Source organism: Streptomyces rapamycinicus NRRL 5491 (assembly GCF_024298965.1).
Lineage (GTDB): Bacteria > Actinomycetota > Actinomycetes > Streptomycetales > Streptomycetaceae > Streptomyces > Streptomyces rapamycinicus.
Genome location: NZ_CP085193.1, coordinates 8,345,344 through 8,367,063 on the forward strand (window position 1 = coordinate 8,345,344; position 21,720 = coordinate 8,367,063).

The 21,720-nt window shown below is 67.7% G+C and carries 19 protein-coding genes and 1 CRISPR repeat array; of the genes, 15 read left to right on the forward strand and 4 right to left on the reverse strand.

Annotated features, from left to right (window positions below):
- Positions 1–325 precede the first annotated feature (325 nt).
- The 11 genes from LIV37_RS34920 (at position 326) to LIV37_RS34970 (ending at position 10,502) form a co-directional block, all read left to right on the forward strand.
- Positions 326–958, forward strand: a complete 633-nt coding sequence (locus LIV37_RS34920; protein WP_243146106.1) for a hypothetical protein — start codon at positions 326–328, stop codon at positions 956–958.
- A gap of 231 nt (positions 959–1,189) precedes the next feature.
- Entirely contained in the window at positions 1,190–1,780 is a 591-nt protein-coding gene (locus LIV37_RS51850; RefSeq protein WP_020871786.1) for a hypothetical protein, read from the forward strand.
- Between the two features lie 38 nt (positions 1,781–1,818).
- Entirely contained in the window at positions 1,819–2,631 is an 813-nt protein-coding gene (locus LIV37_RS34930; RefSeq protein WP_148717776.1) for a CpaE/TadZ family protein, read from the forward strand.
- Positions 2,632–2,884: 253 nt separating this feature from the next.
- Positions 2,885–4,066, forward strand: coding sequence for a TadA family conjugal transfer-associated ATPase (locus tag LIV37_RS34935; protein ID WP_020871787.1), 1,182 nt, complete (start codon positions 2,885–2,887; stop codon positions 4,064–4,066).
- Positions 4,063–4,962, forward strand: coding sequence for a type II secretion system F family protein (locus LIV37_RS34940; protein WP_121825080.1), 900 nt, complete (start codon positions 4,063–4,065; stop codon positions 4,960–4,962). The genes LIV37_RS34935 and LIV37_RS34940 overlap by 4 nt, the downstream gene beginning before the upstream one ends.
- The gene (locus LIV37_RS34945) at positions 4,959–5,855 is read left to right on the forward strand and encodes a type II secretion system F family protein (RefSeq protein ID WP_121824144.1); all 897 of its coding nucleotides are present in this window, start codon (positions 4,959–4,961) and stop codon (positions 5,853–5,855) included. Before LIV37_RS34940 ends, LIV37_RS34945 begins: the two co-directional genes overlap by 4 nt.
- A gap of 30 nt (positions 5,856–5,885) precedes the next feature.
- On the forward strand, positions 5,886–6,074 hold the full coding sequence (locus LIV37_RS34950) for a hypothetical protein (RefSeq protein WP_148717775.1): 189 nt from the start codon (positions 5,886–5,888) through the stop codon (positions 6,072–6,074).
- 120 nt (positions 6,075–6,194) lie between these two features.
- On the forward strand, positions 6,195–6,560 hold the full coding sequence (locus tag LIV37_RS34955; RefSeq protein ID WP_020871791.1) for a TadE/TadG family type IV pilus assembly protein: 366 nt from the start codon (positions 6,195–6,197) through the stop codon (positions 6,558–6,560).
- Positions 6,557–7,069 (forward strand): TadE/TadG family type IV pilus assembly protein, encoded by a 513-nt coding sequence (locus tag LIV37_RS51855; RefSeq protein WP_121824142.1) that lies wholly within the window; start codon positions 6,557–6,559, stop codon positions 7,067–7,069. The genes LIV37_RS34955 and LIV37_RS51855 overlap by 4 nt, the downstream gene beginning before the upstream one ends.
- The gene (locus LIV37_RS34965; RefSeq protein WP_020871793.1) at positions 7,066–7,512 is read left to right on the forward strand and encodes a TadE/TadG family type IV pilus assembly protein; all 447 of its coding nucleotides are present in this window, start codon (positions 7,066–7,068) and stop codon (positions 7,510–7,512) included. The genes LIV37_RS51855 and LIV37_RS34965 overlap by 4 nt, the downstream gene beginning before the upstream one ends.
- An 89-nt stretch (positions 7,513–7,601) precedes the next feature.
- Entirely contained in the window at positions 7,602–10,502 is a 2,901-nt protein-coding gene (locus LIV37_RS34970) for an AfsR/SARP family transcriptional regulator (protein WP_148717774.1), read from the forward strand.
- A 383-nt stretch (positions 10,503–10,885) separates the two neighbouring features.
- Here LIV37_RS34970 and LIV37_RS34975 read toward each other — a convergent pair whose 3' ends face one another.
- The 4 genes from LIV37_RS34975 to LIV37_RS34990 all read right to left on the reverse strand — a co-directional run bounded on the left by LIV37_RS34975 (position 10,886) and on the right by LIV37_RS34990 (position 17,214).
- Entirely contained in the window at positions 10,886–11,062 is a 177-nt protein-coding gene (locus tag LIV37_RS34975; protein ID WP_020871798.1) for a hypothetical protein, read from the reverse strand.
- Positions 11,063–11,303: 241 nt separating this feature from the next.
- Positions 11,304–12,131 carry an IS5 family transposase gene (locus tag LIV37_RS34980; RefSeq protein ID WP_243146104.1) on the reverse strand — a complete coding sequence of 276 codons (828 nt, stop codon included), beginning with the start codon at positions 12,129–12,131 and terminating at the stop codon, positions 11,304–11,306.
- Between the two features lie 363 nt (positions 12,132–12,494).
- Positions 12,495–14,964: direct repeats of the CRISPR family, unit length 29 nt; unit sequence CTGCTCCCCGCACCCGCGGGGATGGTCCC.
- A gap of 610 nt (positions 14,965–15,574) precedes the next feature.
- A complete protein-coding gene (locus tag LIV37_RS34985; protein ID WP_158634869.1) occupies positions 15,575–16,039 on the reverse strand; it encodes a winged helix-turn-helix transcriptional regulator in 465 nt (154 codons plus the stop codon).
- A gap of 449 nt (positions 16,040–16,488) precedes the next feature.
- Positions 16,489–17,214 (reverse strand): GGDEF domain-containing protein, encoded by a 726-nt coding sequence (locus LIV37_RS34990; protein ID WP_020871799.1) that lies wholly within the window; start codon positions 17,212–17,214, stop codon positions 16,489–16,491.
- 487 nt (positions 17,215–17,701) lie between these two features.
- Here LIV37_RS34990 and LIV37_RS34995 point away from each other — a divergent pair, with 487 nt between their 5' ends.
- Genes LIV37_RS34995 through LIV37_RS35010 form a run of 4 tightly spaced genes read left to right on the forward strand, consistent with a single transcriptional unit; the run spans position 17,702 to position 21,443 of the window.
- Positions 17,702–18,148, forward strand: a complete 447-nt coding sequence (locus tag LIV37_RS34995) for a helix-turn-helix domain-containing protein (RefSeq protein WP_020871800.1) — start codon at positions 17,702–17,704, stop codon at positions 18,146–18,148.
- A gap of 32 nt (positions 18,149–18,180) precedes the next feature.
- Entirely contained in the window at positions 18,181–18,786 is a 606-nt protein-coding gene (locus tag LIV37_RS35000) for a hypothetical protein (protein ID WP_020871801.1), read from the forward strand.
- Positions 18,783–20,009, forward strand: a complete 1,227-nt coding sequence (locus LIV37_RS35005; protein ID WP_121824139.1) for an MAB_1171c family putative transporter — start codon at positions 18,783–18,785, stop codon at positions 20,007–20,009. Before LIV37_RS35000 ends, LIV37_RS35005 begins: the two co-directional genes overlap by 4 nt.
- A 33-nt stretch (positions 20,010–20,042) precedes the next feature.
- Positions 20,043–21,443 carry an NAD(P)/FAD-dependent oxidoreductase gene (locus LIV37_RS35010; protein ID WP_121824138.1) on the forward strand — a complete coding sequence of 467 codons (1,401 nt, stop codon included), beginning with the start codon at positions 20,043–20,045 and terminating at the stop codon, positions 21,441–21,443.
- Positions 21,444–21,720 lie beyond the last annotated feature (277 nt).

Consider the following 21,720-nt stretch of genomic DNA (forward strand, 5'->3'; position numbering starts at 1 on the left):
TTCTGTGGACTGCACACAGAACCCGTACCCCGGATGCGACTTGGGCGCGGGGAAGGGCCCGCAGAAGGAGAGCCCGGATCGTAGAGGGGGTGGGGAATCGCCTGAACGGGGAGGCGGAGGCGATAGCGGCGGTAGCCGTCGCAGGGAGGATCCGGAGAGCTCCAATCCTGACTTCAATCGGGCTGATTGCTCCTACCGGCGCAGTGACTACAAGCCGCCCGCGGACGCTCAATCGGTCTCCTACCAGGGGTCCCTCATTGGCGGTGTCCCTACGGCTCAGTCAGCGGTGTTCCACGCCCAGGCCCAGCTCCCGATGGTTGGGCCGGTGGCCGGACCGAAGCCTGGTGAAGACGGGGCCTGGTACGTCTACAAGTGCGATGCGGGCGGTACACGTGACGCGCTCTACCGGCCTCCGGTGTGGATTCCCGAGGGACCACAGGACGATGGCGGCCCTCGGGTATCTCCGGCCGGGTTGGCGGAGCAGGCCCGCGGTCAGCTCCGGCTGCCCTCGCCGGAGATCAAGGCGAGCCCGGCGGAGCAGCAACTGGTGACCTTGCCGACGTGGCTGTGGCTGGAGCGCGGCGCGTGGCGGAAGGCGTCGGCGACGGCGTCGGTGCCGGGGGTGTCGGTGACCGCGGTGGCGCGGCCGACATCGGTGGTCTGGTCGATGGGCGATGGCGGTTCGAAAGTCTGCCATGGCCCTGGTACGTCGTACCGTCCGAGCGAGGCGTCCAAGGCGCGGCCGAACCCGAAGAGGCCGTCGCCGGATTGCGGTTATACCTACCGTTCGTCTTCGGCTGGGCAGCCGGATGACGCGTATCGGGTGTCGGCGACGGTGCACTGGTCGGTGACCTGGTCTGGAGCCGGCCAATCGGGCGTCTTCCCGGGCCTGACAACGACTTCGGCTGCTGCTTTCCGCGTTGCGGAAAGCCAGGCAGTCAACACCGACGACGAATGAGCCTGCTCTCCTCCTGCCGATGGAGGAGGGCGATAACACCCACATCTGTTTGTGATCACCGGGCTGTGCGGCTCGGTGCCGAGTAGCCCATGCCAGGAGGCGGTTGTGATGAGTACGCGAACGTATCTTCCTCCTCAAGCCCCGTTCCCAGAGGGCAGCGACTCTGGACGGCGGCGCCCTGGGGCGAGCGAGGAACCGTCTCGGCTGGTCGGTGGTCGGTGGCGACGCCGGGTGTCGTATCTGCCGCTGGGAGCGCTGTTGGTACTGGGCTGTTCGGCGGGCGGCGTAGTGGTGGCCTTGAACCTGGGGCACCGGCAGGCGGTGCTGGCGTTGGCGCACCCGGTCACGGTGGGGCAGACGCTGATGGAACGGGACCTACGGGAAGTGAACCTGGCCCGTGGCAGTGGGCTCGCAGCGATCCCCTCCGGGGCGACCGACCGGATCGTCGGGCGTCCGGCGGCTTACACGATGCCCAAGGGGACGTTGCTGACGGAATCGGTGCTGGGCGAGCCGCAGGTCCCACCGCGGGGGAAGGCCGTGGTTGCCGTGGGGGTAAAGGAGGGGCGGTTTCCTGCGGGGCTGGAGCGGGGGAGCCGGGTTGCGGTGGTGCAGGTGCCGGAGCCTGCGGGGGATTCCACGGAGGCTCCATTACCGAAGCCGTCGTCCCCCGTGTGGTACGCGACGGTGGTCGCGGCGTGGGGCAAGGAGCGTGGGGAGACGGCGGTGGTGTCCCTGCAACTGGGTGAGGATGAGGCGCGCGAGGTGGCGGCTTCTCCCACAGACAGCATCAGCGTGCTGCTGGTGCGCGAGGAAGCGCTGTGACCCTGGTGGCCCTGTGCAGTGTGAAGGGTTCGCCTGGGGTGACGACCACGTGCGTGGCGCTGGGGGCCCGGTGGCCGGCCGGGGAGCGGCCGGTGGTGGTGGAATGCGATCCGGCCGGAGGCGATCTGCTGGCCCGATTCCGCCTGGAGCTGTCACCGGGGCTGGTGAGTCTGGCCGTCGCGGCCCGCCGCTCTTCGCGGCCGGGCCTGGTGTGGCAGCACACCCAGTGGCTCCCCGGCGGGCTCTCGGTGGTGGCCGGACCCGCGGGCGCCGCACAGGCGCGAGCGGCGCTGGGGGAGATCAGCGATGCCCAGGCGTCGGTACTGCGTCGGTCGGCCGACAGGCCCGACACCGCGGTGATCGCCGACTGCGGGCGCCTTGACCCCGACTCCCCGGCCATGGCCGTCGTACAGGCGGCTGACGTGATGCTGCTCCTGGCTCGGGCGCATGACGACGCTCTGGCTCATGTCGCGGTGAGGCTTGAGGAGGCGGCTTGCTGGTCGCGGCGCCCCTGTTTGGTGCTCGTCGGCGATGGCTGCTCGACGACGGAGGTCTCCGGGGCGCTGGGGATCGAGGTTCTGGCGCGTATCCCGGAGGACGCGAAGGGCGCCGCGGCGTGCGGCGGGCTGCCCTCCCGGCGTGCGACGCCGACGCGTTCCGCTCTGGGGCAGGCGATCGTCGACATTGCCGCGCTGGTGTCCTCCCACGCCCGTTCCGAGCCCACCGCCTGGGGCGGACGTCGTCTGCCCCGGTTCGCCGCGATAGCGCGGTTCAGCCCGTCCACGCGGCGGGTGAGAGCACCGGGGACTTTGCCCAAGGAGGTGTGCTCCGATGACGCAACCGGGCGGTGAGCAGGCTGCCTGGTCTCCCCGAGCAGGGCAAGGGCAGCAGGACCGGGGGAGGGAACGGCACCGGGAACCGGGAGTGAGACTTCCTGGGCCGGCCGATCTGGTCGGCGCCGGAGTGCCTGTGGATTCTCCTGTGGAAAAACTGCGGCGCAAACTGCGTCGGGAGCTGGCTGCGCGACTGTCCGAGCGCATCCGGGCTGATGAGGAAGGGGGCCGTCGGGAGGTCCCGTCGAGCGAGCGTCGCAGGCAGGCGGAGATGATCCTGGCCGAGACAGCCGAGGAACACACCCGCATCGAGCTGAGCCGTGGCGGCACCGTGGTACCGCCGGAGACCGAACAGCAGATCATGGCCCAGGTACTGGACGAGGTCTTCGGTCTGGCCGGGCTGGAGCCGCTGCTGCGCAACCCGGAGATCGAGAACATCAACGTCACCGGCGATCGGGTCTTCGTCCGCTACGCCGACGGCCGCCGCGAGCAGCTGCCCGCTGTTACGGGGTCGGACACGGAGCTCATCGAGCTTATCCGCGATCTGGCCGCACGCTCCGGAGCGGAGGAACGACGTTTCGACCGGGGGACGCCGGGGGTGAGTTTCCATTTGCCCGGCGGGGAGCGGGCCTTCGCCGTGATGGCGGTCACCCCTCGCCCGTCCCTGTCGATCCGACGACACCGCTTGGAGGCGGTCACGCTTGCCGAGCTGTGTGAGCTGGGGACGGTCGACCAGGCATTGGCATCGTTCCTCCGCGCCGTGGTCCGCGCGCGGAAGAACGTGTTGATCACTGGTGGGACGGTGATGGGGAAGACCACCATGCTGCGGGCCCTGGCCGGCGAAATCCCTGGGTGGGAGCGGCTGATCACGATCGAGGACACTTTCGAGCTCGGACTGGACGCCGACAGCCAGAAGCATCCGGACGTGGTGGCGATGCAGGCACGCGAGGCCAACGTCGAGGGCCAAGGAGCCATCACCCAAGCGGAACTGGTGCGATGGGCGCTGCGAATGTCCCCCGACCGCGTCATCGTCGGCGAGGTCCGCGGACCCGAGGTGATCCCGATGTGCAACGCCATGAGCCAGGGCAACGACGGCTCCATGGCCACCCTCCACGCTTCCACCAGCCGCGGGGCCTTCGCCAAACTGGCCGCCTACGCCGTCCAGGGCCCGGAGAAGCTCCCACTGGAGGCCACGAACCTCCTCCTCGCCTCCGCCCTGCACTTCGTGGTCCACCTGGATACCGGGCCTGGCGGAAGCCGGGTGGTCGCCTCGGTGCGGGAAGTGGTCGACGCCGACGACAAGCAGGTCGTGTCCAACGAAGTCTTCCGACCCGGTCCGGACGGTCGAGCGGTGCCCGGGGCACCGCTGCGCGCCGAGACGGAGGAAGACCTTGCCGCCGCCGGGTTCGAGGCAGGGCTGTTCAAGCGCCCGGAGTGGGTGTGGCGGTCATGAACGGCTACGTCGCCCTGCTGGGCCTGTGCGGACTCGGAATGGCCAACGGCCTGATCGTGCTGGTCGCTGTCTGGCGCGGCAGTCTCCCGACCGATGCCCGAACGCAGCGCCGGAGCTCACGTCGCTCGGCGCGGCAGCCATCGCGGACACGGTGGTGGATGGCCGCGGCCGCCGGTGCCGGCGTACTGGCGGGGAGCGTCACCGGCTGGGTGGTCGGGGCGTTGCTGGCGGCGATGGCCACCTGGAGCGTGCCGCGCATCCTGGAGGCGACCAGGGCCGATCAGCAGCAGACCACCCGGATCGAGGGCATAGCAGGATGGACCGAGATGCTCCGCGACACCCTCGCCGCCGCAGCCGGCCTGGAGCAGACCATCATGGCCACCGCCCACACCGCGCCGAAGGCCATCCGCCCCCACGTGCTGAGTCTGTCCGCCCGGCTCGCCAGCGGAGAACGCCTGACCGTCGGGCTGCGACGGTTGCAGGCCGACCTGGACGATCCGACCGCCGATCTGGTGATCGCCGCCCTCATGCTGGCCTCACAGCACCAGGCGCGGCAACTCACGCCTTTGCTGGGCGAGTTGGCCTCGACTGCCCGCGCGCAGGTCCGGATGCGCCAGCGGGTAGACGCCAGCCGCGCCCGGATGCGCACCACTGTCCGCGTGGTGGTGGCCACCACCCTGGTCTTCGCCGGGGGCATGGTTCTGCTCAACCCGGAATTCCTCAGCCCGTACGACTCCGCCACCGGGCAGCTGATGCTGCTGCTGATCGGGGCGATCTTCACCGTCGGATTCGCCTGGCTGCGCCGGATGGCCCGGATCGAGGAGCCTGAACGATTCCTCACGGGACCAGGACCACGGGGCGACGTCGTCGTAGAGCACCAGGGGGCCAGCCGGTGACTGTGCTGATCTTGCTCTCCGCCGGTGTGGGTGCGGGGTTGTGGGCACTGTGGGTGTGGCTCATCCCGCCCCGCCCGCCCCTGGACGCACTCGTCACCCGCCTGCGTACCGAACCCGACCCGCCCCCGATCGTCGTCCGTACCGGTGACGGCGGGTGGGCACAGCGCTTGGGGCGCCCCTTCGTCGAGGTCATGCGAATTCTGGGACTGCCCCAGAGCGCACTCAGCAGGGATCTCGCGATCACCGAGCGCTCGGCCGAGGTCCACCTCGCCGAAAAGGCGGCCCTGGCGCTGACCGGCCTGCTGCTGCCCACGGTGATCGAGCTGCTGCTGGCCCTCGGCGACCGTCCACTGCCGTGGACGATGCCTCTGGCCGGGGCGCTGGCATTGGCGGTGGGGGGCTTCCTCCTGCCGGACGCCATGGTGCGCTCCGAAGCCGCCAAACGCAGGACTGCGTTCCGCCACGCGCTCGGAGCCTTCCTGAACCTCGTCCACCTCCTGCTCGCCGGCGGCTCCGGCGTCGACGGAGCGCTCACCGACGCAGCCGGGGCAGGACACGGCTGGGCCTTCCAACAGCTGAGCCGCGCACTGGACCTCGCCCGACTCACCCGCACCTCCCCCTGGCAGACCCTGGGACAACTCGGCGACGAACTGGAGATCAACGAGCTGTCCGAACTCGCCGCCGCACTCTCCCTGGCCGGCACCGAAGGAGCCAAGGTCCGGGCCTCACTCGCCGCCAAAGCCGCCGCGCTACGCCACCAAGGAGGCAGTGATGCCGAGGCCGCGGCGAACGCGGCCACCGAACGGATGACGCTGCCGGCGGCGCTCATGGCGGTCGGCTTCATCGTCTTCGTTTTCTACCCCGCCCTGACCAACGTCACCAGCTCGCTGTGAACCCAGCCCGACGCCGAGAAGGAGCCTGCCGTGCCTTCGCCGCCAACCTCGATGACGACGCGCCTCGCAGCCCGGCTGCGCACTCTGGCCCGCGACGACCGCGGGTACACCTCGGAGACCGTGATCTGGATCGCGCTCCTCTCCGCACTCGCCCTGTCCGTCGGCGCGCTGATCGGTCCGGAGATCGTGGACGCCGCCCGCAACATACGCTTCAAGTAGGTCACTGACATGACAGTAATCGCGGCCCTCCGCTTGCCCGATCCGGTTGACCTCATACCAAGCCGCCGCTTCCCGGAACGGCGTCGACTGCTGGAGCGGGCCCGAGATGACCGCGGGGCGGTGACTACCGAGATCGTGCTCGTCCTCCCGCTGTTATTCACCCTTGTCTTGGTGATCGGGCAGGTCACCGTGTGGGCGTACGCCACCCACATGGCGCAGGCCACCGCCTCGCATGCCCTGTCCGCCACCCGCGTGGAAGACGGCACCGCCCAGTCCGGCAGAACCGACGCCCAACACGTCCTGGACCAGCTCGGCCGCGGTCCGCTGCGCAGCGTCAAGGTCAGGGTGACCCGGGACGCCGACAGTGCCTCGGTGCGCGTGGAGGGAACCGCAACAAGTGTCGTGCCCTTCCTGCATCTGCCGGTTCACGCGGAATCGGCCGGGCCGTTGGAGAGGTTCCAGCCCGGCGACCAGGCCGCGCCATGAACCACCCCTTCGTACGTTGCCCTTCGTCACAGCACCGGCGTGGACTGATTGCCGCCCACCATGGAGACCGGGGATCAGCCACAGCCGAGCTCGTCCTGCTCATCCCGGTCCTGCTCCTGGCAGTGTGGTTCCTCGTCTACTGCTCGCGGCTACCCGACGCACGCCTGCGCCTTGAGGACGTGGCTCACCAAGCCACCCGCGCCGCAAGCCAGGCGCGCAGTCCGGCCACCGCCACCCGCCAGGCCCGCTCCACAGCCGCTGCGGCACTGGACCAGGCCGGGATCACCTGTCAGCCCCTCGCTGTGAACACCCGCGGCAATCTGCAACCCGGCTCGACGGTGACCGTCACCGTCGCCTGCACGGTAGACCTGCACGATCTCGCGCTCCTCCAACTTCCCGGAACGACGGTGCTCCAGGCCCGCTTCACCGCCCCGGTCGACGTCTACCGCGGCAGAACGGCTCGCGGCACATCGGAAACATCTCCCCACTCCGTACAGGAGAGCCCGTGAACCCCGATGGCCCCGTCTCCCGGCTACGTGACCTGGCCGATGACCGGGGACAGATCACGGTGTTCGTCGTCGTCATCACGGCACTCGTCGTGCTCTTCGCCGGTCTGGCCGTCGACGGCGGCTTGGCGCTCACTGCGAAGATCCGCGCTCTGGGCGAAGCGCAGGAAGCCGCCCGCGCGGGTGCTCAGGCAATCGATCTGAGCGCCTACCGGGCCAACGGCACAGTACGACTCGAACCTGATCAGGCCCGTGCGTTGGCCCGCCGCTACCTCGCCGCCGTTGGTGACACAGGCACCGTGACGGCCACTGAGCAGATGGTGACCGTCGCCGTCACCGTGCGACAACCCACACAACTGCTCCAAGCGGCTGGCATCGAAGAACTGGCCGTCACCAGCTCCGGCACCGCCCGACCCCGCCACGGCGTCACCACCCCCGAACCCTAAGAGACCCCCATATGGTCCATGATGCTCACCACCAGCGGCTGCGCCGGTTCGGCCCCGTGGCCCGTGCCCTGTTGGCCGCACTCCTTCTCATGGTCCTTGCAGTCGGCATCCCCTGGGGCCTGGTGTGCTTCGCCGGCTGGCCGCTGCCGGACCACCTGCCCACCCGGACCGAGATCCAAGACCTCCTGCTCACACCGTTGAACGACTCGCTGCTGCTCAACATCCTGGCGTGCCTGCTCTGGCCCACATGGGCCGTCTTCGTCCTCGACGTCGCCCGCACCACCGTCGACAGCGTGCGCACCGCCGCGTGGCCCGAGATACGCCCGGCGGGCCTCGTGCACACTCTGGCCACCGCGCTCGTAGGAACGATTCTCCTGGCCCTGGCGACCAGCAGAGCCACCCCTCAGAGCATTCCCACCTACGCCACTACCGTGGTTGACCGCACCGCGACCGCCACCAGCCCGACAGTCCCCACACAACCAGTATCGAGCGAGGCAGCAGAGAACCAGCGAGCAGCGCCGGGCAGGGCCGTGGTACGCCCGCCACACGATGGCGTCTATGACAGCTTGTGGCGCATCGCGGAGCGGGAACTGGGCGATGGGCGCCTCTGGCCGAGGATCTATGCCCTCAACGAGGGCCGTACGCAGCCAGACGGCCGAGCCCTGACCACGCCAGGTCTCATCCGGCCCGGCTGGATCCTCCATCTTCCCGACACCCCCCGGCACTCTCGCCCCGGGCACGACGATCAACCCATTCCCGGCAGCCCGGAACTCCCTCCGGCCCCTCACCCCACCGCGCCGGAGCCCCCGAGCACCCAGCCCGCTCCTTCCACACCGCAAGGTTCCTCACACGTCCCCGACGACCGAGCGCACCACACCGGCCCCGGCACCGGCATCTCCTTGCCCACAGGGGCGTTCGTGAGCCTGGGCCTGGCTGCCTTGATCTCCGCCGCCTGGTGGTCGGTTCGGTGGCGCCGTCGAATGCACTATCGTCCCGGCAGCGGCGAGCGCGAGGACCTCACCGTCGCACCTGTCGTCCGCGCACTCCGCCTCGCCAACGACCAGGACCACCTCTCCTCCGTCTCCGACGCAGACACCGCCGACGTCACGTCCAAGGCGTCCGAGGACCCAACTCATCGAACGGCCCCGATCGGACGCCCTGCCCTGACGGCGCTGCCAAGGCCAGAACGGCCTATTGCGGTGAAAGACGGCCGAGCGCTTGTCCTGGACCTGGCCCGCGCTCAAGGCCTCGGCCTGGTCGGCCCCGGCGCACTCGACGCCCTCCGCGCTCTGATCATCACCCTGCTCGCCGAACGACATGGACCTCAGCCGCCCCCGGACATCCTCATCCCCTCCCACGACGTCCACCTCCTGGTCGGCGAGAACGACAACTGCCAGCCGCGACTCAGCCGACTGCACATCGTCGACGACCTGGACACCGCCCTGGACACACTCGAATCCGAACTCCTCACCCGGGCTCGCCAAGATGCCGACACGACGACGAAAACTCCGAACGCGAACGAACTCGTACTGGTCGCCACACCCGTCCCGCATGCCCAGAGACGGATGCAAGCCATCCTCGACAACGGATCAAGCCTCGGCCTGTCAGGTGTACTCATCGGACAGTGGCGCCCCGGAGCAACCGCTCACGTACGTACAGACGGCACTATCGCCGCCACCAGCGCACGATGGGCCAACGCCCTAAACGCAAGGCTGTTCACCCTCCCACCTCCCGACAGCCAAGCCCTTCTGAACTTGCTCAGCGAAGCCGAAGCAGACCCTTCGCCCCGCGAAACCCCTGCCATAACCCCACCGCACAACCGCGACTCACCCCACGACGAGACAACCACCGCCTCGCCAGAGGGCAACAGACCGTCGAGTCCGAAGCCACCCGACCGCGGCACCTCATCGTCGGAAAGCAACCCCAACCCACCGAGCATCGACAGCGCCGATCTCCTCGATACCCCGCCACCACCAACGTCATTGCCCGCACCCAGCAGCGACGCGTCCTCGACGCCCGACACACATGCTCGACAACCACCGGCCGCCACACCCGCAGCACCACAGAACGCCACCGAGACGAGCGACCCTTCAAGCGGAGGGCCGCCACGGGAGAACCCGCGAGACCTTGTCGAGGGGAAACCACGCCACCCCCGGCCTGCTCGTGACATCACACCGGCCGACAGCGCACTGACGATCAACCTCCTCGGCAATCTCCAAGTGATCCATCACCACGGTGACCACCACCAAGACATCACCAGCGCTCTCGCACCCCGCCAGCGCGAAGTCCTGGCCTTCCTCGCCCTCCAGCCCAACGGAGCACGTCGCGAGACACTCACCGCGTCGCTGTGGCCGGACGCCCCCGCTGACCGCCCGTACAACGCTCTCCACGCCACACTGAGCCAACTACGCCGCGCACTGCGCACCGCGACTCAAGAGGCACTGGCCGAGGTGATCGTCCGCACGGACGGTCCCTACACCCTTGATCGTGACTGGGTCAGCGTCGACCTGTGGGAGCTGCACGACGTTCTCGACGCCACCGGCCCTGGCCACACCAACCAGCACCGCCTGGCCTCGGTGGAGCGCCTCGGCGATCTCTACCGCGGCGACCTCGCCGAAGACCTGACCGCTGAATGGATCGAGGCCCCTCGCGAAGCCCTGCGCCGCGACGTACTCGACGCCTTCGGCGCCCTGGCTCACACCATCGACGACACCGACCCGGAGCAGGCCCTCATTCTCCTGGAACATGCCCGCACACTCGACCGCTACAACGAGACCCTGTACCAGGACATCGCCCGTCTTCAGGCACACCTCGGCCAGCGTGATGCTGTCGCACGCACACTTGCTCTACTCACCAGCACACTGGCTGAGCTGGGAGAAAGACCCAGCCAAGAAACAGTGTCACTGTGCGAGTTACTTCGCCGACGCGTTCCTTCTGCCGACTATCCCCGTGGTAGGACCAACTGGGGTCCACCGAGTACACGCCGGTGACTGGCGGCTTGTGCGTGGCGTCCTGACCATGGGAGCACCGGAGATCGTCATGCTGGTACGGGATGAGTCTGTCGACGAGCAACTTCGCTAGGCGCTGTGCTCATGGACGGTCCAAACCCGCTGAAACCACTGGATTTTACCCTCTTGGCGCGGCTGATGTTGCCGGAGGCCATAGCTCTGTTCACGCGCCTGAGCGTCGTAGTGGGAGGTGCGAGGAGTGTGGAATCTGATTGTCTCGGCGTCGTCGCTGAGGTCCGTGAGGTATTTGTGGGCTTGCTGGGTGGTCCAGGGTCGGTTGGGTTCTGAGAGAGCGGTAAGTGACGTGCTGCCCGTTTCGCGCTTGCCGCTGGGGCTGTCGGGCGGGTGGTGGCCTCTCCGGGTGGCTATGGCCGTGGCTGGGTGAACAATCCCTGCTCGGGCTCGATCAGGATCCCGCGTTCGACCAGCCGCTTGAGCTTCAGCCGGACGTTGTTGATGTTGCTGGGCGCGATCTCCAGATCCATCGCCTCGCAGACCGCCCGTGCCCGCAGCGGGGCGTCGGCCGCGGCGAACACCGCCACGATCTGCCGGTAGGCCGGATGGTGCGGCAGCTTCGCGGCCGGCGGCGTCGGCGGGGACGGATCAGGCAGCGCCAGCAGGTCTTGCGGGTGATGCGGACCTCCTGGGCGACCCGGTCGAACTCCTCCAATTGCGCAAAGAGTTCCGCCATGCGTCCCCGCGCGGCCTCGGCCTGCGCGGCGATCTCGCACTCTTGCTCTTTCAGGTGCGCCAGCACCGCTCCCAAGGTCAGCTCGCTGCCGTTCATGCGCCGCGCCAGGTGGGAGTGGAGGTCGCGGTCAGCATCCGGGCCATCCGGTCGCTTATGGCCCAGTACACCCTCGACTCGGCGGAGGCGGGCCGGTGCTCGTAGTCCCGTACCAGCCTGCGGTGCAGCATCGTGATCCCGTTCACCTGTTCCACCACCCACCTCTTGGGCTGCGGGACGAACCCGCTGGTTGCCGGGTTGCGCTCGACGACTTCGACGTCGATGCCCACCTTCTGCCCGTGGTCGATGACGGCGGTCTTGAACCCCTGGTCCACCAGGGCCTTCTGCACCGTGCCGGTGTCGGCGGCGACCTTGTCCAGCAAGGCGATGCCGGCGGCGTTGTCGTGCGCGGACGCGGCCAGCACCACCACCGTGATCACCAGACCGAGAACATCAACTCCCAGGCCGCGCTTGCGGCCTGGGTCTTTTTTGCCGCGTCGCTTCCGGTGGTGTCGGCGGGCACCCCGGCGGCCGGTGCAGGCTCTGGGTGTCGAGCACCACCAGGCTGGGGTCGGCCTTGCGCCCCGGCTCTCGCGGACCTGCCAGCGCAGCAGGTCGTGGATGGTCTGGTCGGTGCCGTCGTCGCGCCACTTGTAGAAGTAGTACTTCACCGCTCCGACCGGGGGCAGGTCGTGGGGGAGGTAGTCCCACTGGCAGCCGGTCCGGGACTGGTAGAGCAGGGCGTTGACGATCTCCCGCATCTCGTAGGCGCCTTGGTGGCCGCTGACAGAGGGATGCCGGGCCTTCCAGGAGGCGATGACGGGCTCGATCAGGGCCCACCGCTCGTCAGATAAGGCGCTCTTGTAGGGCTGGCGATCGCTCACGAAGAGCACTCCAGCACGACAGGACTCCCCGATCAGCCCCGATACGACTGTGCCACACGTTCCAGCGACAACAAACGCGGCATCATGTCACATACCACCCTCTGGATGACGTGGACGATGTGCACCTGGCGGGTGCTGTGGGCTCGTGAGGACTGCGCGAATATAGACCGTAGGAAGGCTGTGTTGAGCAGGGAGGGGTTGGTGGCCATGGTGGCCGAGGTCTGGGCTTTAGGGAAGGCGGGTCGGCCAAGCAACCATGGCGCGAATCTCGGAAGAGGTGGGAAACCTATGTCTGGTATGCCGGAATTTGGGAAAGTGCTCTGCGAACCGCCTGTTGGCAGATAGACATGCAGGTCAGGGAGCCTGCTCCCCGCACCCGCGGGGATGGTCCCGACAAGCTCCGCCGGACTGCGGTCCGTACGATCTGCTCCCCGCACCCGCGGGGATGGTCCCACCACGATCGGCGGAATCCTCACCGCGCCGAACTGCTCCCCGCACCCGCGGGGATGGTCCCCAGCGGCGGCCGGACCGGCCCTTCCCCCGCTCCTGCTCCCCGCACCCGCGGGGATGGTCCCAGGGGGTTTTCGGTCACTGCTCGGTGGGGGCTCTGCTCCCCGCACCCGCGGGGATGGTCCCGCCCCCGGTGCGTGCTCCCGCCACGCCGTGAGCTGCTCCCCGCACCCGCGGGGATGGTCCTCAGCGGTTCACTGTGGAGCGACTCGATATGCACTGCTCCCCGCACCCGCGGGGATGGTCCCCCCGAACCTTGCCGGACGCAAGCCGTAGGGCTCTGCTCCCCGCACCCGCGGGGATGGTCCCAATCTTGCTATCGAGCTTGGGGGGCTTGAGTCCTGCTCCCCGCACCCGCGGGGATGGTCCCTCCAGGTCGGCGGCACCTGGACAGAGGTCACCACTGCTCCCCGCACCCGCGGGGATGGTCCCGGTCGATGACCTGGAACCGCATCCGGCGCTCTCTGCTCCCCGCACCCGCGGGGATGGTCCCGCGCCCCGCGCTCGCCGAAGGGGAAACCAGCACTGCTCCCCGCACCCGCGGGGATGGTCCCTGTCCTTCGAGGTCGACGCGGAGGAGGAGAAGCTGCTCCCCGCACCCGCGGGGATGGTCCCGAGGGCAGCATCCGCCAGCTCCTCGACGAGGGCTGCTCCCCGCACCCGCGGGGATGGTCCCCACCACCAACCACCACACTCGAAGGAGATCAACTGCTCCCCGCACCCACGGGGATGGTCCCGTCGTTCCGGGGCGAGCGCGCGATAACGTCCACTGCTCCCCGCACCCGCGGGGATGGTCCCTTTGGGTGGCGGAGCGGGACGCGTGCGTGCGCCTGCTCCCCGCACCCGCGGGGATGGTCCCGCGTTGCGCCCGAGCGCGGCGTAGCGGGCCTGCTGCTCCCCGCACCCGCGGGGATGGTCCCATCGAGGATCATTTCGTGGTCGACCCCGCGAACTGCTCCCCGCACCCGCGGGGATGGTCCCGCCCGCACCCTGTTCGGGGACCAGGTCTGGGGCTGCTCCCCGCACCCGCGGGGATGGTCCCTCCCCATCACCGCCCGCCGTCCGTACGTGTCCGCTGCTCCCCGCACCCGCGGGGATGGTCCCCATCCTTGACCGGCATCGCGTCCCCTCTCGCTCTGCTCCCCGCACCCGCGGGGATGGTCCCAAGGTCGAGGAGAAAGACCTCGTGGGGTATGACTGCTCCCCGCACCCGCGGGGATGGTCCCAGCAGGTGCAGCAGCACCACGTAGTCCAGGGCCTGCTCCCCGCACCCGCGGGGATGGTCCCTCGGCCTGAAGGTCTGCGTCATCAAGGACAACCTGCTCCCCGCACCCGCGGGGATGGTCCCTCCGGCTCCACCTGGTCCTCGGTCGTGGAGGACTGCTCCCCGCACCCGCGGGGATGGTCCCCCCGGGCGACAGCGACGGCCTGGCCGACGACCTGCTCCCCGCACCCGCGGGGATGGTCCCACCGAAAACAGAGGGAAGGGGGAAATCTTGAGCTGCTCCCCGCACCCGCGGGGATGGTCCCGCGCGCCGGCGGACATCGCGGCGGAACTTGGCCTGCTCCCCGCACCCGCGGGGATGGTCCCCGTCGACCCGCTGACCCTCAACGAGAGCCGCGCTGCTCCCCGCACCCGCGGGGATGGTCCCGGCTCGGCCTGTGGTCAGACGTCGCATGCCGTCTGCTCCCCGCACCCGCGGGGATGGTCCCCATCTCTTGGGTTAAACCCTGGTTACTACCTGCTGCTCCCCGCACCCGCGGGGATGGTCCCTGCTTGGCGATGTCGATGCGTTCGGTCGGATTCTGCTCCCCGCACCCGCGGGGATGGTCCCTTCGAGGAGCGGCTGCTGAACGCGGGCAATCTCTGCTCCCCGCACCCGCGGGGATGGTCCTGAGGGCATCACCGAGGGCGACCACCTCAAGGTCTGCTCCCCGCACCCGCGGGGATGGTCCCACAACGGGCGCCGCAGCGGGCGGACTCGGGTCCTGCTCCCCGCACCCGCGGGGATGGTCCCCACCGCCACCGTCTGACCTCTCGAATTACCTCCTGCTCCCCGCACCCGCGGGGATGGTCCCGGCTGTCGCGTGCACGTGGGTCCCTCCCCTTCCTGCTCCCCGCACCCGCGGGGATGGTCCCGCCTACGCCACTTGGGAGGACGTCCTGTTTGACTGCTCCCCGCACCCGCGGGGATGGTCCCTGGGCCGGCGCCCACATCGAGTTCGACCCGTCCTGCTCCCCGCACCCGCGGGGATGGTCCCACGGAAATCAACACCTGCGATGAGCGCATTAACTGCTCCCCGCACTCGCGTGGATGGTCCCTGCGGACACCCAGTGTCTGGTCGTCGGCACGTCTGCTCCCCGCCACCTGCGGGGATGGTTCCGCCTATGGCCAGAACCAGGCGACGAGTGGCAGTCTCGCGGCGGAGGGCTCGGCAATGGGTGTGGGCGGCGCGGGGCGAGATCTGCGGTTGGTGTGAGTCATGCTCGGTGTGGGTGGAGGGGAAGTTCCACTTGGGAACGGCGTGCGGTAAGCCTGGCCACACGGGACGTCCAGCTGTTTGATGCGGACGCTGCCTCCATCGGTACGCCTTGCTGACGCGCTGGTGGCGAGCGTCACCACCCTGCGCCTCACTGGCCCCAGACCGTCGTAGGCCCTCGCTCCTGGCGTTCATGCTGATCAATACCAGGATGCAGAGCGGTGGGGGCGTCGCTCAGGTCGGGGTTCCCGTTCGCCGCTAGCTTCCGCGAGGTCTGCTCCGGGTCTCCCAGCCCCTCACTGTGTCCGAGGTCAACGCCGTGATCTCGCATTGATACATCGTGACGATACGGGGCCGCGTTCTCCAGGCTGCTGTCCACCTTCGCCCGCAGCGCCGGGTCGGCCATCAGGTGCAGCCGGACGGTCCGAGATTCGATCCGACAGCTTTCTTGACTACTGTTCCCTGTGCCCGGCTTGCTGGGCGCGACTCACAAGATCCGCATGATGTTTGGGCCACTCCGTCAGCGGCGTGAGAGCTGTCAGCAGCTCGTTGGCAGCCGACGTCAATTGGTAGCGGGCACGGTAGGGAAATGTGGGCTCGCGGTGACGCTCCACGAGCTCTTCCCGCTCCAGGCGCCTTAGGGTCCGGTTCAACACACTTTCTTGGAGATAGAGGTGCCGAGTCTCCGACCAGCCATCTTCGCGGGTCTTTTCTCGGATGATGCCCAGTAATCCGGTGTACTGTTTGGGGCCATCTGCAAGTGCCACAAGGACGTCGGGTATCCATTCTCCGTTGAGAATATGGAGAGCGTGGCGCAGGTTCAAAGTGAAGATATGGTCTCTGGGCTCCTCGCCCGTGCTTGAGGTGACCTCTGCGCTATTCGCTTCTGGGCGTCGGCGGTGCTCGCTGCGGGACATTCGTGCCTTCCACGCTAAAGGTTGCTGTTGGGGCGCCTTGGACGACCGAGCCCCCATGCCCACCAGGTGGAGGGCGAGGCAGAGGAACCTGGGACTGGTCGACCACGGCTCATCAGGACAGGGCGGGACAGTCCAGTGTGGGCCCGGAGGGGCGGTGAGGGAATGGCTGGGGACAACGACGAACCAGCCTTTGCCGAGTGCGCGACTCCCTGGTGCGCTCCAATGGTGGGCAGTGGAGCGCCGGACCAGGAAGTATAGGTGCGGTTCTCTTCCTTCCAGGTCTGCGATAACCGGGCCTGGTGTACATCGGATCTGGTGGCGGAGGACTTCAAGCACCTGGTATCCAATTTCCGCCGACGTGCGAATCGCGTCCCACCACAGGCCTGTCGCAATGGCCTCACGCCTTCCTGTCGGAGGAATCCACGTGGGCAGCCACTGGCGGAGGCTGTTCATTGTTCTGTATGGGCGAGTTGGTCGAGTACGGCGGTGAGGTCGGCGTGAAGCCGGTGAGCCGACTCGGGCGACAGCACGAGAGAACGGGGAGCGTAGGGGGTCGCCTGTAGGTAGCGGGTGAGCGGAATGCACACCTCACCGTCGGCCAGTTGACGCACCTCTTCGACCGTCGGATTGCGCTCGTGGTGGGACGTCGCGGCTTGCGAGCCGGCGATGCAGATCTGGTTGCCTCCGCTGCGCTTGGCATCGCGCAATGCCACGTCGCACTCCAGTAGCAACTCGGAGAGGTCGCCGGGGATCAGGTCGGTGCTGGCGGCGACCCCCATGGATACGGTCCATCCGGTAATGGTCACGGCCGACTCGCAGCTGGTCATGGCAGGTACCGACAGGCTGCTTATGTGGACCTGGATGCTCCGGGCGACCGCCACGGCGGCCTTCAGATTGGTGTCGGGCAGCAGGATGAGGAACTCGTCGCCGGTGTGCCCGCCGTAGCGGCCGACGATGCCTCGTTCGCCGCTGTGGTGGCGTAGCGCTGTCGCCGCGGCGCGGAGTACGGCGTCTCCGGCAGGGTGCCCGTACAGGTCGTTGATGTCCTTGAAACGGTCGAGATCGACCAGGATCAAGGACAGGGGCCAGGGCTTGTGGCGTGCTTGGAGCAGTGCCTGCGAGGCGTCGTGGTCCCATCGGCGCCGGTCCAGGACGCCGGTGAGTTCGTCGGTCAAAGGGGTCTGGCATGCCGGGCAGCGGGATTCAGTTCTGTGCGCAGGTTGCTCCTGCTGCGTGTCACCTCTGGGTAAGCCGTCTGGCGGTGGAGGGGGCTGGGGGAGTGGGTGGGGGGTGGCAATCATCGGTTTCTCCCTGCGCGGGAGCGCTGGGACTCACGGACAGCGGCTCTCGCTGGATTTCAGCGGCCCCTGGGTCGGGTCGGCCGTCTGGCATTGCGCTCTGGCTGGTCCCCCGTGCTCAGCCGCCGTGAACGTGGCTGACTCGGTCATCGACTGGTGACCGAGCGCCCCGCTGTGGGTCCTCGGTGCTCCTGCGCATGACATAGATCAATTGCAGGTTGACTGGCCGGATGTACTGTTCAACCAGTAGTTGATGAGTGGCGGTGCGTGAGTCTAGACTCTGATCCGCCAGGGCTGTCAACCAGTGGTTGAAAACTGGGAGTTCGAGACAGCTCCGGCACAACGCGGTGGAGGTGAGGGCCCCATGTCCGATGCCGAGCCGAGCGCGACTCTGGCCGAAAAACTGAACCGCCTGTTCGACAGCATCCGTCCGGATGGTCCGAAGGGGCGCGCATACACCAATGGTGAGGTAGCCGAGGCCGTCAAGCAGGCGAACCCCAGCATCCGGGTCGGAGGTGCATACCTCTCGGCGCTGAGGACCGGGGCGAAGAAGAAGCCTTCCTCCGAACTGCTCACGGCTCTGGCGCGTTTCTTCGGTGTCCCGACGGCTTACCTGCTCGACGAGGTCACCGCGGCACAGACCGACGCCGAGATCGAACTCGCCAAGGTCGCCCACAACCTGGGTGTCCGACAACTCGCCCTACGAGCACTGGAGTTGACTCCTGAAGGCCTCGCGGCGGTGACAAAGATCGTCGAGCACGTACTGGAGACTGACCGGACTCCGCCAAAGCCACCTGAAACGAAGGACTGAGCATGTGAACCAAGCGAGGCCGGGGGGCGTGGATGCTCATCGTGGTCTGGAGCACGACCAACCAACAGCGGCACGGTGATCCGATGGACCTGAAGACAATGCGCCGCAGTTGTAAGGCGCTCGTCCGGGATCTCGACCTCCCTGTCCCCGCGGAGCCTGACCAGGTGGTGGCCGCCTTATGCGGGCGCATGAGGCAGCGGCTCGGCCGAGCCGTACATCACCGCCTCGTCTCTTTTCCCCCGGACACAGTCAGCGGCTTATGGGTGGCCACAGACAGTGCGCACTACATACTGTGCGAGAAAGACACCAGCCCATGGCATCAACTCCTCATCACCTGCCATGAGTTTTGGCACATGGAGGCGGACCACGAGGCCACACTGGCGGCCGGCGAAGCCTCCACTCGCTTGGTGTTCCCTTCGTTGGACCCCGACACAGTGGCCCGCATCGTTGCCTCCCGGACTCATTGCAGCAGCGAGGCAGAGCAGGAAGCGGACTTCTTCGCCTCGTTGCTGATGGCCAAGGTGAGCCGCTGGTTGCCGAACGAGATCTGGACCACGCCAGAATCACCCGCAACGGCAGCGGTGGTCCGTCGGCTTGAGACTTCCTTGGGACACGCCCCGGATGAGGGAGAAAAATGAGCAATCCGAACGCCGTTTTATGGACCTGCTCGATAGTCGGCTGGCTCGGGCTGTGCTTCAAGCTCCGCGATCTGAAGCAGGCACCGCATAACCCATTGCGGAGGGCCGTGTGCATCATGCTCGCCCTCGCATCCCTGTCCATGTTCTGCGCGGCCCCGGCCACGATCGCCTTCATCAACAAGACCACCGGCACACCTAATCTGGCCGCCCTGCTCGTATACGCGATCATCGTCGCATTCAGTGCCTCGGCTCGTGTCACACTCGCCTACTGGCTCCACCCCTTGGACCGCGCACGGAGCGCCGCACGTCGGTGGACCGTGACGTACACGATCCTTATCGTGGCACTGATCGCTCTCTTCGTGGCAGGAGAGGCCCCCATCGAGCGCCGTGTGGACTTCGACACCTACTACTCCAGCACCGCCTTCATCCGCGAATTCATTCTGCTATACCTCGTCGCCCTGGCTGTCGCTGATGTTGCTTTGATGGGACTCTGCTGGAAGTGGGCCGCGCTGGCCGGCCGGCCCTGGCTGCGCCGAGGCCTCAAAATAAATGCCATTGGCGCGAGTTGTGGCCTTACCTTCAGCCTTGCCAAACTCGTAGCGGTGATCGCCCGATGGTACGGCACGGATTGGGACGGGCTGAGCTCCCATGTGGCTCCCCTGTTCGCGGCACCAGCGACGGTATGCATGGCTATCGGCCTCGTGCTGCCTTCACGGGGCCAATTCCTGACGCACATGCACACCCGAGTCAGCCGGCGTGGCGCCTATCGAGAGCTGTATCCGCTGTGGAGCGCCCTGCGCCAGGCCATCCCAGCCATCGTGCCAACAGGCCGCATCCCGCGCGGCGATTTCGAGCTGCGCCTCGTCCGGCGCTTGGCAGAGATCAACGATGGCCGTCTCGCCCTGCGCTCTTCCATTGACCCACAGGTCAAGGACCTCGCCTTGCGCCTCGGTAGAGAAGCCGACCTTTCTGGCTCCGAACTCCGCGCGGTTGTAGAAGCAGCTCGCCTTAAGTCAGCCGTCGACGACAAGGCGCGGCACATCAAGTTTCCACCGGATACGGCGACGGACGACCCGCAGGGCGGGGCCGATGGGATCGGTGAACTGGCCTGGCTGGTGGAGGTGTCGCGCGCCTTTGCGAACTCGCCAGTCGTCCGCGACGTACTCATCCAACTCCAAAGGGCGAGAGAGGAAGGTGCGCTCAACCCGACCCGGAATGAATAACGAGTCTGCTCTACGGACGGAGACACCAGCCTCATGCGCACACCCGCACACGCTGTCGTTCTCGGCGGAGGGCTGGCCGGGACACTGGCCGCCGTGGCGCTATCCAGCCACATGGACAAGGTCACCATCGTCGAACGCCATCATCTGCCCGACGGCCCGGGAACCCGCAGAGGAGTCCCGCAGGCACGTCACGCCCACCTGATGTGGTCAGGAGGCGCCCGCGCCATCGAATCACTCCTCCCCGGCACCATCCGACGGTGGATCGCGGCCGGCGGCCGACAGATCGGAGTTCCCAGCGGGCTGGTCTCCCTTACCGCTCAAGGGTGGCTGCGACGCGGGCCGCGGATGCAATTCATCATCATCTGTAGCCGTGACCTCCTCGACTGGGTGGTACGCAAAGAGGTACTCGCCAACGACCGGATCACCTTGGCCCCTCCCGGCCGCGCCGTAGCGCTCCTCGGCAGTCCTGCTCGCGTCACCGGCGTACGGGTATGCGACGAGGTGAGCGGCCAGGAAGCGGAGCTTCAGGCCGACTTCGTCGTCGATGCCACCGGCCGCAGCTCACAGGCCGGCCAGTGGCTGGTGAACCTCGGACTCACCGCGCCGGCCGAGAAGACTGTCGACTCCGGCCTCACCTACGCGACCAGGATCTTTCACGCCCCGAAAGGGACGCCGGCCGACTTCCCCCTCATCAACGTCCAGGCCGACCACCTAGCGGCCCGCCCCGGGCAAACCGCCACCCTCATCCCCATCGAAAACCGCCGATGGCTGGTCACCCTCTCCGGCACCCGGGGCGGTGAGCCCCCCACCGACGCTTCCCACTTCGTCGACTTCGCGCGCGGCGTGCGCCACCCCATCGTCGGCGACCTGATTGTTCGCGCTCACCCTGACAGTCCCGTCTACAGCACCCATAGCACTGCAAACCGCCGACGTTACTTCGAACGTCTACAGCATTGGCCGGATGGATTCGTCGTCCTCGGCGACGCGGTCGCCACCTACAACCCGATCTATGGCCACGGCATGTCCGTCGCAGCCCGCAGCGCCGTTGCACTCCACCACGGACTGGCACGGCACGGCATGCATACCGGAGCCGCCCGCCGCATTCAGCGAGCCATCGCAGGCACCGCCGAAGGAGCGTGGTCGACGGCAACCAGCCAGGACGTGCTCTATCCCCAGGCCATTGGCGCACCCCCCACCATGGCGACGCGCCTCCTGCAGCGCTATGTGGACCGGCTCGTCAAAACTGCGAGCGATCGCCCCGCGGCCGCAGCAGCCTTCTATGGCGTGTTCGCTCTCTCCAAACCGATGGCACAGCTTGTATCCCCGAAAGCAGCCCTGGCCACTCTCCTCGGCCCCACCCGGCCCGCGCTTTCCGCCCCTCCCCTGAGTGACGAATTACTCTTCTTCGCGAGGCCTTCCTCCTCAAGCGAATAGTGCAATCAGATGCCGGGCGAAAGATATGGAAGATGGGCCCGGTTCGCTTGCTGAATATTTTCCCACAGTGAGTCAGCCCTGCCCTGATTTGCTGGTTTCGAGTTGCCGATCTGGTTTCCGATCTGCCCGCCAATCGGACTTCCAATCCCCCTTCCTTCTAGATCGGTAGGTCCCTCGGCTTGCCTTGGCGCAGGTCGGGGCGCTGTGGCCCCTACCAGTGCTACCCGCAACTCGATACCCAGGGGTACTGAGGGAGACGGGCGGGGGTGACCGTGGG

Bases quoted from the DNA above. Each gene is read 5' to 3' on its own strand.
- LIV37_RS34935 (WP_020871787.1), top strand. From the start codon at position 2,885: ATGATCCTGGCCGAGACAGCCGAGGAACACACCCGCATCGAGCTGAGC.
- LIV37_RS34940 (WP_121825080.1), top strand. From the start codon at position 4,063: ATGAACGGCTACGTCGCCCTGCTGGGCCTGTGCGGACTCGGAATGGCC.
- LIV37_RS51855 (WP_121824142.1), top strand. From the start codon at position 6,557: ATGAACCACCCCTTCGTACGTTGCCCTTCGTCACAGCACCGGCGTGGA.
- LIV37_RS34970 (WP_148717774.1), top strand. From the start codon at position 7,602: ATGGTCCTTGCAGTCGGCATCCCCTGGGGCCTGGTGTGCTTCGCCGGC.
- LIV37_RS34985 (WP_158634869.1), bottom strand. From the start codon at position 16,039: ATGTCCCGCAGCGAGCACCGCCGACGCCCAGAAGCGAATAGCGCAGAG.
- LIV37_RS34995 (WP_020871800.1), top strand. From the start codon at position 17,702: ATGTCCGATGCCGAGCCGAGCGCGACTCTGGCCGAAAAACTGAACCGC.
- LIV37_RS35000 (WP_020871801.1), top strand. From the start codon at position 18,181: ATGCTCATCGTGGTCTGGAGCACGACCAACCAACAGCGGCACGGTGAT.
- LIV37_RS35005 (WP_121824139.1), top strand. From the start codon at position 18,783: ATGAGCAATCCGAACGCCGTTTTATGGACCTGCTCGATAGTCGGCTGG.
- LIV37_RS35010 (WP_121824138.1), top strand. From the start codon at position 20,043: ATGCGCACACCCGCACACGCTGTCGTTCTCGGCGGAGGGCTGGCCGGG.